The organism is Actinotalea alkalitolerans, from assembly GCF_023369855.1.
Lineage (GTDB): Bacteria > Actinomycetota > Actinomycetes > Actinomycetales > Cellulomonadaceae > Actinotalea.
The window spans coordinates 21,940-34,298 of record NZ_JAMBPP010000001.1 but is presented as its reverse complement, the minus strand read 5'-3'; the positions used below and the strand labels follow the sequence as shown (position 1 = coordinate 34,298).

The 12,359-nt window shown below is 72.7% G+C and carries 10 protein-coding genes; 5 read left to right on the top strand and 5 right to left on the bottom strand.

Features of this window, described 5'->3' with window-relative positions:
• Window positions 1–11: 11 nt before the first annotated feature.
• Window positions 12–785 (bottom strand): HNH endonuclease family protein, encoded by a 774-nt coding sequence (locus M1R94_RS00155; protein ID WP_249379639.1) that lies wholly within the window; start codon window positions 783–785, stop codon window positions 12–14.
• A gap of 146 nt (window positions 786–931) precedes the next feature.
• On the opposite strand from M1R94_RS00155, the gene M1R94_RS00150 reads away from it, so the two are divergent.
• The 5 genes from M1R94_RS00150 to M1R94_RS00130 all read left to right on the top strand — a co-directional run bounded on the left by M1R94_RS00150 (window position 932) and on the right by M1R94_RS00130 (window position 7,209).
• Window positions 932–1,717: a 3-ketoacyl-ACP reductase gene (locus M1R94_RS00150; protein WP_249379638.1), complete on the top strand. Its 786-nt coding sequence runs from the start codon at window positions 932–934 to the stop codon at window positions 1,715–1,717.
• 83 nt (window positions 1,718–1,800) lie between these two features.
• Window positions 1,801–3,876 carry an FAD-dependent oxidoreductase gene (locus M1R94_RS00145; RefSeq protein WP_249379637.1) on the top strand — a complete coding sequence of 692 codons (2,076 nt, stop codon included), beginning with the start codon at window positions 1,801–1,803 and terminating at the stop codon, window positions 3,874–3,876.
• Between the two features lie 183 nt (window positions 3,877–4,059).
• A complete protein-coding gene (locus M1R94_RS00140) occupies window positions 4,060–5,241 on the top strand; it encodes a GDSL-type esterase/lipase family protein (RefSeq protein ID WP_249379636.1) in 1,182 nt (393 codons plus the stop codon).
• Window positions 5,242–5,444: 203 nt separating this feature from the next.
• On the top strand, window positions 5,445–6,353 hold the full coding sequence (locus M1R94_RS00135; RefSeq protein WP_249379635.1) for an endonuclease domain-containing protein: 909 nt from the start codon (window positions 5,445–5,447) through the stop codon (window positions 6,351–6,353).
• A gap of 94 nt (window positions 6,354–6,447) precedes the next feature.
• Window positions 6,448–7,209 carry a deoxyribonuclease IV gene (locus M1R94_RS00130; RefSeq protein WP_249379634.1) on the top strand — a complete coding sequence of 254 codons (762 nt, stop codon included), beginning with the start codon at window positions 6,448–6,450 and terminating at the stop codon, window positions 7,207–7,209.
• A 102-nt stretch (window positions 7,210–7,311) separates the two neighbouring features.
• Here the strand turns inward: M1R94_RS00130 and M1R94_RS00125 are convergent, their stop codons facing one another.
• The 4 genes from M1R94_RS00125 to M1R94_RS00110 all read right to left on the bottom strand — a co-directional run bounded on the left by M1R94_RS00125 (window position 7,312) and on the right by M1R94_RS00110 (window position 12,265).
• Window positions 7,312–8,280 carry a sugar phosphate isomerase/epimerase family protein gene (locus tag M1R94_RS00125; RefSeq protein WP_249379633.1) on the bottom strand — a complete coding sequence of 323 codons (969 nt, stop codon included), beginning with the start codon at window positions 8,278–8,280 and terminating at the stop codon, window positions 7,312–7,314.
• Window positions 8,277–9,434, bottom strand: a complete 1,158-nt coding sequence (locus M1R94_RS00120; protein ID WP_249379632.1) for a Gfo/Idh/MocA family protein — start codon at window positions 9,432–9,434, stop codon at window positions 8,277–8,279. Before M1R94_RS00120 ends, M1R94_RS00125 begins: the two co-directional genes overlap by 4 nt.
• A gap of 177 nt (window positions 9,435–9,611) precedes the next feature.
• The gene (locus M1R94_RS00115) at window positions 9,612–11,183 is read right to left on the bottom strand and encodes a mannitol dehydrogenase family protein (protein WP_249379631.1); all 1,572 of its coding nucleotides are present in this window, start codon (window positions 11,181–11,183) and stop codon (window positions 9,612–9,614) included.
• Window positions 11,180–12,265 carry a LacI family DNA-binding transcriptional regulator gene (locus M1R94_RS00110; RefSeq protein WP_249379630.1) on the bottom strand — a complete coding sequence of 362 codons (1,086 nt, stop codon included), beginning with the start codon at window positions 12,263–12,265 and terminating at the stop codon, window positions 11,180–11,182. Before M1R94_RS00110 ends, M1R94_RS00115 begins: the two co-directional genes overlap by 4 nt.
• Between the last annotated feature and the right edge of the window lie 94 nt (window positions 12,266–12,359).

The window sequence follows — 12,359 nt, the reverse complement described above, 5'->3', positions numbered from 1 at the left end:
TCAGCGGTGGATCAGCGCGGCGGCAGGTCTGAGCCGTCGGGCAGCGCCTGGTCGGGGCAGGTCGTGAGCACCCGGACCATCGCCGCGCGCTCGGCATCGGTGACCCACAGCCCGTAGGTGTGCTTGACCGCTACCTGGCGAGCCACGTAGGCGCATCGGTACGGTCGGTGCGGCGGCAGCCACGTCGCGGTGTCCGCGTCGCCCTTCTGCGCGTTGAGCGGCCCGTCGACCGCGAGCAGGTTCATCGGGTCGTTCGCGAAGGCCACCCGTGTGGGCTCGTCCCAGGCCTGGGCGCCCTTCTGCCAGGCGTCCGAGAGCGCGACGACGTGGTCGACCTGCACCGCCGCGCTCGTCGCCTGGCCGCGGACGAAGGAGATGGTGCTCGCGCTGTACGGGTCGACGAGGGTCCCGGACAGGACGAGGCAGTCACCCGTGCCCGGCTTGTAGGTGCGGTCGGTGAGGTCCCGACCCAGGACGTCGTTGCGGGTGTCGCATCCGTTGCGGTCGACGTCGACCCACCCGTTGCCGAACAGGTCCCTCGAGTAGCCGGTCTTGGGTGCACGACCCTTGACCTCGAGCAGCGGCACGGTGGCCAGGGCGGACTGCGGGGCGCCCGTCGGAGCGGGGGCCGTCGTCGGGCTCGTGGTGGTCAGGCCCGTGGCGGCGCCGAGCAGCAGCAGGCCGGCGAGGCCGACGAGCGCGAGGAGCCGGAGGATCCCGGTGCGGTGGGAGGCCGACCCTCGGCGTCGGGGGACCGCGCGGGTGCGGTGCGGGGACGGGGTCACGGTCAAGGATCGTCCGCGAGGGGTCGGCCGTCGGTCGGACGCGCCCGGAAAGCGCTTGCCCGAATCGCCTCCGCCGTGGAAAGATCGAGCAGGCGCCACCACCCGAGGGGCCCCGCCCCACCCGCTCGACGCAGAGGACGGCAACGATGCCCGCAGTGGCACTGGTCACCGGAGGCAACCGCGGGATCGGCCTGGGCATCACCCGGCGCCTGCTCGCCGACGGTTACGCCGTCTCCATCCTGGCCACCCGGGAGGAGCCCACCGAGGTCCTCGCCGATCTGCGCGAGATCGCCGGGTCGGACGACCGCGTGCGCTACGTCCGCGGGTCGGTCGCCGAGCCCGCCGACCACGAGCGCTACGTCCAGGACGCCGTCGACGCCTGGGGCCGTCTCGACCTCCTGGTCAACAACGCCGGCGTGGCACCCAGCGTCCGCGCGGACCTCCTCGAGGCCGGCACCGAGAGCTTCGACCGGGTGCTGGGGATCAACCTGCGCGGGCCGTACTTCCTGACCCAGGCCTTCGCCAACCGGGTGATCGCACTGCGCGGGGAGATCGCCGAGCCCCTCGAGGCCCCCGTCGCGACGATCGTCAACGTCTCGTCCATCTCGGCCACGACCGTCTCGACCAACCGCGGCGACTACTGCTTGTCCAAGGCGGGGGTCGCGATGGCCACCCAGCTCTTCGCGGTCCGGTTGGCCCCCGAGGGCATCGTCGTCTACGAGGTGCGCCCCGGCGTGATCGCCACCGACATGACCGCGGGCGTCACCGCCAAGTACGACGCCCTGCTCGCCGACGGACTGGCCCCGATCGCTCGCTGGGGCCGACCCTCCGACGTCGCCGGCGCGGTCGCCGTCCTGGCCTCGGGCCAGACCCCCTACTCCACCGGCGAGGTCTTCCACGTCGACGGCGGCATGCACATCCCGACCCTCTGACCCCCTCCGCCGGGGACGCGGCTGCTGGAGCCCACCAGGGCGCGCCGCCGGCCCCGCCCCCGACGCACACCAAGGAGATCCCGATGACCGACGAGCCCCAGACGCTGCAGATCGCGGGGCTCGCCGTCCCGGTGATCACCGCCAACACCGTGGTGGTCGGCACCGGCTCGGCCGGCTTCTGCGCCGCCGACCGGCTCTGGGAGTTCGGCCAGGACGACGTCGTCATGGTGGCCGACAAGATCGGCGCGGGGGCCAGCCGCAACGCGGGCTCGGACAAGCAGACGTACTACAAGCTGACCCTCTCGGGCGGTGACGGCGACTCGGTGCGCGAGATGGCCGAGACCCTCTACGCGGGCGGCGCGATGGACGGGGACAACGCCCTCGCCGAGGCCGCGCTGTCAGCCCGCACCTTCCTGCACCTGTGCGACCTGGGGGTGCCCTTCCCGCAGAACCGCTACGGCGAGTTCATCGGCTACAAGACCGACCACGACCCCCGCCGTCGGGCCACCTCGGTCGGCCCGTACACCAGCCGCAGCATGGTCGAGCAGCTCGAGAAGAAGGTCGCCCGCAACGGCACAGCGGTCCACGACAACTGCCGTGTGGTCGACCTGATCACGCGACCGGGGGCCGACGGCCCCGAGATCGCGGGTCTGCTCGTGCTGCGCACCGACATCCCGCACGACGGCGAGCAGTCACCCTTCCTGCTGCTGCGCTGCACCAACCTCGTCTACGCCACCGGCGGCCCGGCAGGCATCTACGCGACCCGGGTGTTCCCCCACGGGCAGTGGGGGGCCTCGGGTGCGGCGTACCGCGCGGGCGTCCACGGCAAGAACCTCACCGAGTGGCAGTTCGGCCTGGCCTCCATCAAGCCCCGCTGGAACGTCTCGGGCACCTACATGCAGGTGCTGCCGCGCTTCGTGTCGACCGACGCCGACGGCGGCGACGAGCGGGAGTTCCTCACCGAGTCGATCCCCGACTACGGGCGCATGCTGTCGCTGGTCTTCCTCAAGGGCTACCAGTGGCCCTTCGACATCCGCAAGGCGCTCGACGGGTCCTCGCTGATCGACCTGCTCGTCTACCGCGAGACCGTGCTGCGCGGACGACGGGTCTTCCTGGACTTCCGCAGCAACCCGGTGCGGCCCGAGCTCGACGCCGGCCAGCTGTCCCCCGAGTCCCACGAGTACCTCGAGCGCGCGGGCGTGCTGTTCGGCACCCCGATCCAGCGGCTGCGTCGCATGAACGAGCCCGCCTACCAGTTCTACCTCGACAAGAACCCCTACGTGGACCTCGAGCAGGAGATGCTCGAGGTCGACGTGTGCGCCCAGCACAACAACGGTGGCCTGCTCGTCGACTCGTGGTGGCACTCCAACGTCGCCGGCTTCTTCCCGGTGGGCGAGGCCGGCGGGGCGCACGGCGTGTACCGGCCCGGTGGCGCAGCCCTCAACAGCGGGCAGGTCGGTGCGACGCGTGCCGCGCAGTTCATCGCGGCACGCCGGGGCGCCTCGCCGGTGACCGAGGAGGAGTTCGCCGCGGCCGCCGAGCCCGTGCTGGCCGGGGCCCTGGACCTCGTGGGTCGGGCGACCTCGCGGGCCGCAGCCGGCGAGCCGGACAACACCGGTGAACTGCTGCGCGACGTCGGTGAGCTGATGAGCGCCAAGGCCGGGCCGGTGCGCTCGGCCCAGTCGATCCACGAGGCGCTCGTCCAGGTGCAGGCCTGGCTCGCCGGGTACGACGACCTCGTCACCGCCGACGGCGGCTCCCGCCGGGCTGTGAACCGCACCTTCCTGGTCCGCGACATCCTCACCACGGCCTACGTGTACCTCTCGGCGATGGCCGACTACGTGGCCCACGGCGGCCGGTCCCGCGGCTCGGTGCTCTACACCGACCCCGAGGGCTCGCTGCCCCGCGTCGGCTACGGCCCCGATGCCGAGAGCGAGCTCGACCTGCCCGAGATCTTCCGCTTCAGCCTCGACCGCGGGGCCCTGGACGGCGAGATCCAGGAGGCCGCGTGGCAGCCGCCGTCCGACAGCCCCGACGCCGACGCCGACCGGGCCGGACGGGCCACCTTCACCTGGCGTCCCCGCCGCCCCATCCCGCAGGACGACGACTTCTTCGAGAACGTCTGGCGCGAGTTCCGCGAGCACGGCAACATCTACTGACCCCCCAGCCCCGCCCAGTCCGCCCCGCCCCCTCCGCCCAGTCCCCCCCCGCCACCTCCGCCCAGCCCGCCCCGTCCGCCCGCTCAGCCTTCCGCGCCCAGTTCGGGCTTTCCGCCGCTTTCCCTGGTGGGATAGCGACGGAAAGCCCGATCTCGACGTGAGCCACAGACCGAGGAGTACGTGATGGGCCTTGTGGATGTCGCGCTGGTGGGCGGGCCGGTGAGGATCGTGGGAGCGGTCGAGGTCGAGCCGACGGCGCAGGGCCTCGTGCTGCACCGGCTGCCGGCGGCCGCGCGGTCGCAGGTGCCCGACGACTTCATGGCCATGTGCGAGCGCCAACCCGCGGGGGTACGGCTCGTGCTCCGGACTGCGGCACGTCGGATGGAGCTCGATGTCCGGGCGCTGCGCACGGTCTCGGCCAACCGCCCTCCCGACGGCCTCGACGGGCCCGTCCCTCCCGCCGGGCGCTACGACCTGCTCGTCGACGGGCTGCTCATGGGTCAGTCCACTGCTGACGAGCACGGCACCTACCGTCTCGACTTCCGGGGCGGCACTGCTGTCGTCCAGGAGGGGCCGGTCGCGACCGTGGTCCTCGACCAGCTGCCCGGCCGTGACGCCGAGGTCGAGATCTGGCTGCCCTACGGCGAGATCACCTGCCTGGTGGCGCTGCGAGCCGACGCCCCCGTGACGCCGTCGGCGGGGGAGCGGGGGGCATCACGTTGGGTGCACCACGGAAGCTCGATCAGCCACGGCGGGAACGCGGACTCCCCGACCGGCACCTGGCCCGTGGTCGCTGCCCGCACCGCGGGGCTGGACCTGGTGAGTCTCGGGTTCTCGGGCAACGCGGTGCTCGACCCGTTCGTCGCCCGGAGCATCCGCGACCAGCCTGCAGACCTCATCACCCTCAAGCTGGGCATCAACGTGGTGAACCGCGACTGCCTGCGACGGCGGGCCTTCGTGCCGGCGGTAGAAGGATTTCTCGACACGATCCGTGAGGGGCACCCGACGACGCCGGTCGTGGTCATCTCCCCGATCCTGTGCCCCATGGTCGAGGACTGCCCCGGACCCACCGAGATCGACCCGTCGTCCCCGGTCGACGCCCCCGTCTTCCGCACCCTCGGACGCCCCGAGGAGCACGTCGCGGACAAGCTGAGCCTGGGCGTGATCCGAGAGGTGCTCGACGCCGTGGTCCGACGCCGTCGGGCAGCGGGCGACGGGAGCCTGCGGTATCTCGACGGCCGCGAGCTCTACGGCTGGCCCGAGTGGGAGCGCCTGCCCATGCCCGACCTCCTCCACCCCGAGGCCCGTGGCCACCGCCACATGGGCGAACGGTTCGCCCAGCTCCTCCCCACGCTCCTGTCCTGACCTGCGCGCGAGTGCCCGACGCCCCAGATCGGGCTTTCCGTCGCTTTCCGCACGCGGAAAGCGACGGAAAGCCCCACCTCGGCTGGTCGCACGCGGGACGGAGGGCGCGGGGCTGCTGAGGGGCGGTCGGTGCCGGTGTGGCTGGTCCACAGGTCGGGCGGTCCGCTCGTGTCGCGATGGGCGGTGCGCGGTGGGGTGGCGGGATGGCTCGACGACCGCGTCCCCTCCCTCCCGAGCTCGTGCACGGCGCGTTCACGGTCGCTGAGGCTCGGCGGTACGCGGTGGGTGAGAGCCGCGTCCGCCGCAGCGACCTGGTCAGCCCGCTGCGCGGGGTCCGGATGGTGTGCTCTGGGCCCTTGACCATCCAGGACCGGTGCCGTGCCGCACTCAGCGTGCTCCCGCCGGGCAGCGCTTTCACCGATGTCACGGCGCTGCGGCTCCTGGGTGCGCAGGTGCCTGGCGAGCTCGACGGACCCGACCTGCACGTGCGGGTGACACGCGCGAGCCCGCGCCCCCAACGTCACGGCCTCGTCGTCCGGACCTCGGCCCGGAGGGTCGTGACGACGGTCGTCGGGGGCGTGCCCGTGGTGCTGCCGCAGGAGGCGTGGATCGACTGTGCCGCGCGGTCGACGGTCGACTCGCTCGTCGTGCTCGGCGATGCGTTGGTCCGACGGCGGCGACCACTCCTGGGTCTGGGCGACCTGGAGGCGCTCGTCGGGCGGACGCCGCCGGGGACGCGTGGGCTCGCGCGGGCGCGCACGTCGTTCGTGGACCTTCGCGAGGGCACGGACTCGCTGATGGAGACCCGGACGCGGCTGCGTCTGGTGCGTTCCGGCCTGCCGTGCCCCGCGGTGAACGAGCCGGTGCGGGACTCGCGCGGCCAGTTCCTGGCGATGCCCGACATGCTCTACCGGGAGGGAAGGGTGGTCATCGAGTACGACGGTGACGTCCACCGCAGCGACCGCGCGGTCTGGATGCGTGACATCCGCCGTCGCGAGCTCCTGCAGAGCACCGGTTGGCTCGTGATGACGGTGACCGCGGACGATGTCCTGCGCCACCCCGACCCGTTCGTCGCCCGCGTCCGCCACGCGCTTCGCACGCGCTGCGCGTGAGGCCTGCCGAGATCGGGCTTTCCGTCGTTGTCCAGCAGCGGCAAGCGACGGAAAGCCCGATCTCGACCGGGGCTCCGCCGAGTAGCGTGGGGTCATGGCACTGATCGGAGCGCATGTCCGCGACGACGACCCGGTGGCCGCAGCCCGTGCGGTCGGGGCCGAGGCGGTCCAGATCTTCCTGGCCGATCCGCAGGGGTGGAAGAAGCCGGTGCCGCGGGAGGACTCCGCAGCCCTCGTCGCGTCCGGCCTGGGGATCTACGCCCACGCGCCGTACCTGGTCAACGTGGCCTCGACGAACAACAAGATCCGCATCCCGAGCCGGAAGATGATCGCCCAGCACGCCGAGGCCGCAGCTGCACTGGGCGGGCGGGGGCTGATCGTGCACGGTGGCCACGTGGGCGACGGTGACGACATCGCCCTCGGCTTCGACAGCTGGCGCAAGACGTTCGAGCGCGCCACCTTCCCCGTCCCGGTCCTGGTGGAGAACACCGCGGGCGGGGAGAACGCCTGCGCGCGGACCCTGGACCGCATCGCGATGCTCTGGGACGTGATCGGCGGCTACGACGTCGGCTTCTGCCTCGACACCTGCCACGCGTGGGCGGCGGGCGAGGACCTCGAGACGATCGTCGAGCGCGTCCGGGCGATCACCGGTCGCATCGACCTGGTCCACGCGAACAGCTCGCGCGACCCCGCAGGCTCGAGCCGCGACCGGCATGCAGGGTTCGCCTCCGGGACCATCCCGGCCGAGCTCATCGCCCACGTGGTCCGCGAGGCCGGCTGCGACGCGATCGTCGAGACCCCGTCGGAGGGCCAGTCCCAGGACATCGACCTTCTCAAGACCGCCCTGCGCCCCTGACCGCACGTCAGCCCCGGCCGAGATCGGGCTTTCCGTCGCTATCCACCAGCGGTAAGCGACGGAAAGCCCGATCTCGAGCTGCGTGACCCGAGCGCGCGGGGGTCAGGGGGTGGGCGGGCCCAGGTAGGGCAGGACGAAGGTGCGGTGGCGTGCGGCCATGGTCGCGAGGGTCTGGTCGCCGGGGGTGTCCCAGATCTGCTGGTTGAAGATCTCGACCTCGATGTCGCCCGTGTAGCCGGCGGCGGTGACCCAGCGGGTGATGGTCGCGAAGTCGACGTAGCCGTCGCCGACGTGACCACGCGAGAGCAGCGGGTCGGCGGCCAGGGGCAGCAACCAGTCGCACACCTGGTAGCCCGCGATGCGGCCCTGCGCGCCTGCTCGGGCGATCTGCTGCTCGAGGTCGGGGTCCCACCACACGTGGTAGGTGTCGATCACGACGCCCACCGTCTCGGCCGGGAACGGCTCGGCCAGGTCGAGGGCCTGGCCCAGGGTCGAGACGACGGCGCGGTCGGCTACGAACATCGGGTGCAACGGCTCGAGGACGATCCGCACGTCGTGCTCGGCGGCGAAGGGCACCAGGTCGGCGATCCGGTCGGCCACCCGCTGCCGGGTCGCGACGAGGTCTCGATCGGGGTCGGCGCTGGTCGGCCTGCCGTCGCCGGCAGCAGGGTAGGACCGCGCCGCAGCACCCGGCGTCGGGGACGACGGCAGCCCGCCGACCACGAACACGAGCTCGCGGGTGCCCAGGGTGGCGGCCTCGACGATGGCCGCTCGGTTGTCCTGAAGGGCGGCGGCGATCCCGGCGTCGTCGGACGCGGTGAGGAAGCCTCCGCGGCACAGCGAGGAGACGCGCAGACCGGCCTCGGTGACGATCTGCGCGGCTCGTTCCAGGCCGACCTCGGCGACGCGGTCGCGCCACAGGCCGACGGCGGGCAGCCCTGCCGCGACAGCGCCGTCCACGGCCTGCTGCAGGGTCCAGGACTTGGTGGTCGCCGTGTTGAGCGAGAGACGGCCGAGGTCGGTCCCGGCGTCCCCCTGCGACGCCGGGGCGAGGTCCAGGCCCGCGCTCACAGGGTGATCTCGGGGATGTCGAGGCGCCGTCCCTGCTCGGAGGACCGCAGGCCGAGCTCGGCGAGCTGGACGCCACGCGCGGCCGAGAGCAGGCCGAAACGGTGCTCCCGCCCCGCGACGACGTCGCGCAGGAACTCCTCCCACTGCAGCTTGAAGCCGTTGTCGAGCACCGCGTTGGCCGGGACGTCGAGCCACTGGTCGCGGAAGGACTCGGTGACCGGCAGGTCCGGGTTCCACACCGGCATCGGGGTGTGGGCGCGCTGCTGGGCGACGCACTTGGTCAGGCCGGCGACGGCCGAGCCGTGCGTGCCGTCCACCTGGAACTCGACGAGCTCGTCGCGGTAGACGCGCACGGCCCACGAGGAGTTGATCTGCGCGACGACCGCGTCACCCTGAGGGGTCTCGACGTCGAAGATGCCGTACGACGCGTCGTCGGCGGTCGCGGTGTAGGGCTTGCCCTGCTCGTCCCAGCGGGTCGGGATGTGCGTGGCGGTCTTGGCGGTCACGGTCTTGACCGAGCCGAGGATGCCCTCGAGCACGTAGTTCCAGTGGCAGAACATGTCGACGGTCATGCCGCCGCCGTCCTCGCTGCGGTAGTTCCAGCTGGGCCGCTGGGCGGGCTGCACGTCGCCCTCGAACACCCAGTAGCCGAACTCCCCACGCAGGGACAGGATGCGGCCGAAGAAGCCCTCGTCGACCAGCCGGCGCAGCTTGACCAGACCCGGCAGGTAGAGCTTGTCGTGCACGACGCCCGCGGTGATGCCCGAGTCCCGCGCGAGGCGGGCGAGCTCGACGGCCTCGTCGAGGGTCTCGGCGGTCGGCTTCTCGGTGTAGATGTGCTTGCCGGCCTTCATGGCTGCGGTGAGGGCGGCGGCGCGGCGTGAGGTGACCTGGGCGTCGAAGTAGATGTCGACCTCGTCGAGCACGGACTCCACGTCGGTGCTCCACTGCTCGATGCCGTGGCGCTCGGCGATCTCGCGGATCTTCGTCTCGTTGCGACCGACCAGGATCGGCTCGACCTGCACCCGGCTCCCGTCGGCGAGCTCGACCCCTCCGGCCTCGCGGATCGGGAGGATCGACCGCAGCAGGTGCTGTCGGTAGCCCATCCGCCCGGTGATCCCGTTCATCGCGATGCGAAGGACTGACGACGCCATGGTGTGTCTCCGAGTTCAGGTCGGTGGTGGCCCGGGGCAGTGCCGAAGCCGTGCGGGAAGCGCTTTCCAAGCGTAGGCACCGGCCTCGCTCCCGTCAAGGGACGAGTGGTCCCGGCAACCCGCACCGGCGTCCGGCGCCCGCCTCCGCCCGGTGCCCGGCGTCTGCCCTGGGCGGCCTCAGCCGGCCGGGACGAGGCGGAGCAGGTCGGCGACCTCGGCACGCAGCGCGGCGCGGAAGCCGTCGTGGCGGCTCACCTCGGCGGGGAAGACGGCGTCCAGCGCGAGCATCCGGTCCGCGAGACCCTGCTCGTCCCCGGCGGCCGCCGCGCGCAGGCGGTCGGCCCACGGGTCGTCGAGCGGCAACGGGTGACCGGTCCGGTCGACCCCGCGGGCGACGAACACGATCCAGGCCGCTGTGGCGCGGGTCGCCGCACCCGGCACGACGCCGGCGGCGAGCCGGTCCGAGATCGTTCCGAGCACCCGGATCGGCATCTTCTGCGAGCCGTCCCCGGCGACCTGCTGGGTCGTGTAGCCGGTCGCGGGGTTGGCGAACCGCTCGAGGATCTCCTCGCGGTACAGGGCCAGGTCCAGGCCCTGCGGCGGGGTCAGCGTCGGGGTGACCTCCTCGGCCATCAGGCGCCGCGCGACCTCGACCACCGCGGGGTCGCCCATCGCCTCGTCGATCATCCGGTACCCGTGCAGGGCGCCGAGGTACGCGATGGTCGAGTGCGCGCCGTTGAGCATCCGCAGCTTGGCCCGCTCGAAGGGTGCGACGTCGTCGACCAGGCTCGCTCCGGCGAGCTCCCACCACGGACGGGGTCCGGCGAAGGAGTCCTCGATCACCCACTGCATGAACGGCTCGGCGACCACGAGCGCCTCGTCGCGCAGTCCGAGCAGGTCGGTCGCCTCACGACGGTGCGCGTCGGTGGTCGCCGGGGTGATCCGGTCGACCATGGTCACGGGGAAGCGCACCGACCCCTCGATCCAGGTCAGCAGCGACTGCGCACGGGGACCGGGCACGGCGTCGACGACGCCGCGCACGAGGGCGGCGACCACGTGCCCGTTGTCGACCATGTTGTCGCAGCAGACGACCGTGAGCGGTGCGCCATGACGGGCGTGCCGGCGGGCCAGCCCCCGCACCAGGGCGCCGACGGGTGTACGTGCGGGTGCGTCGACCACGCCCGCCCTGACGGACGTCCCGCCGAGCTCGGCGGTGAGCGCCGCGACGTCCGCGGCGAGGTCGACGTCGGCCAGGTCGGGAGCGCCCGACGGCGTGCGCCGGTAGCCCTTCTCGGAGACGGTCGAGGAGACCACGTGGGTCCCGGGCGCGGCGATGGTGTCGAGCACGTGCTCGGAGCGGTCGCCGAGGAACGCCGCGTCCCGCATCGAGCCGATGACGCGCAGCGAGGTGTGGGTGCGACCCTTGGTGAGCACGCTGTACAGCCCGTCCTGGGGGAGCAGCTGCTCGGCGACGCGCGGGCTGCGCTGGGTGACGCCGAGGGTGCCCCAGTGGTCCTCGCCCGCGGCCGCGGCGGCGTCCTCGGTGAAGACCGCCTGGTGGGCTCGGTGGAACGCGCCGACGCCCAGGTGGACGATCCCGACGCTGGTCGCGCGGGGGTCCACGGCAGGACCGCGCACGGCGTCCTCACCCACGGCGTCCTCACCCACGGTGCTCTCACGAGCGGCGCCGTCGGGCGACCGGCCGACGCGCTCGTCGAGGGTGGTCAGGGAGAGGCGCGGTGCAGTCACGTGGGGTCACCTGGGGTCGGGGTCGGGGTCGGGGTCGGGGCGGTCGCGGTGCCGGGGCGTTGGCCGGGGGCCTCGTCCGGTGCGGGTCCGCTCGATGTCCGGACGACGAGCGAGACCGCGGTCAGCCGGGTGCGGGGGTCGAGGCCCTCGACCTCGCCCTCGGCGTCGAGGGGTGCCGGGAGGTCGTCCTGCGAGGGGTCGAGCAGCAGGTCGACGGCGGTGCGTCCGAGCAGCTGGAGCGGGACGGCCACGGTGGTGAGGGTCGGCGAGACCTGGGTCGCAGCGGGCACGTCGTCGAAGCCCACGACCGAGACGCGCCCGGGAACGGCAGTCCCGCGGGAGCGCAACCGGTCCAGGATGCCCAGCGCGATGAGGTCGTTGTGGGCGATGACGGCGGTCGCGCCGCTCGCGGCGACCAGGTCGGCGGCGGCGACCCCGCCCGAGAACACCGTCGGGAAGTGGCCGAGCTGGATGATCTCGACCTCGGAGAGCTGGTGGGCGGCGAGCTCGAGGCCGCGGCGACGTTCACGGTCCGACCACGACCCCCACTGGCCGCCCGCGTAGGCGATCCGCCGGTGGCCGAGGGCGTGCAGGTGCCGGACGGCCTGGCGGATGCCGTCCTCGTTGTCGATGACCACCGACCGCAGGTGCTCGGACTCGCGGTTGACCAGGATGATCTCGGGGGTCTGCGGCAGGGCGGCCAGCGCCTGGTCGGACATCCGCGGCGAGCACAGCACGATGCCGTCCACCTGGGAGGCCATCTGGTGCACCAGCTCGACCTCGAGGCGCGGGTCCTCGTCGGCGTCGCCGACCTGGACCACGTACCCGGCGGCGCGGGCGCGGTGGTGCACCCCCTTGGCGATGCCGGAGAAGAAGGGGCTCTGCATGTCGGGGACGATCAGGCCGAGGCGGCGGCGCTCGGTGCCGGGCTCCTCGCGGGCGGTCCGGTAGCCGAGGTCGGCTGCGGCGCGGGCGACCCGGTCGCGCCGGTCGGGCGAGACGCGCGCGGGTTGGGCGAGGGCTCGGGAGGCGGTCGCCGGGGAGACGCCAGCGGCACGTGCGACGTCACGGAGCGTGACCATGGTCCGTCCTCGGTCGGGGGATGAATCTGATGAACAGTGATCTCATCACGTCTTATCTCTGTTCACAAGAGGATCGCCCGTGCCGGTCCTCGGG

Bases quoted from the DNA above. Each gene is read 5' to 3' on its own strand.
- M1R94_RS00150 (WP_249379638.1), top strand. From the start codon at position 932: ATGCCCGCAGTGGCACTGGTCACCGGAGGCAACCGCGGGATCGGCCTG.
- M1R94_RS00145 (WP_249379637.1), top strand. From the start codon at position 1,801: ATGACCGACGAGCCCCAGACGCTGCAGATCGCGGGGCTCGCCGTCCCG.
- M1R94_RS00140 (WP_249379636.1), top strand. From the start codon at position 4,060: ATGGGCCTTGTGGATGTCGCGCTGGTGGGCGGGCCGGTGAGGATCGTG.
- M1R94_RS00135 (WP_249379635.1), top strand. From the start codon at position 5,445: ATGGCTCGACGACCGCGTCCCCTCCCTCCCGAGCTCGTGCACGGCGCG.
- M1R94_RS00130 (WP_249379634.1), top strand. From the start codon at position 6,448: ATGGCACTGATCGGAGCGCATGTCCGCGACGACGACCCGGTGGCCGCA.
- M1R94_RS00120 (WP_249379632.1), bottom strand. From the start codon at position 9,434: ATGGCGTCGTCAGTCCTTCGCATCGCGATGAACGGGATCACCGGGCGG.
- M1R94_RS00110 (WP_249379630.1), bottom strand. From the start codon at position 12,265: ATGGTCACGCTCCGTGACGTCGCACGTGCCGCTGGCGTCTCCCCGGCG.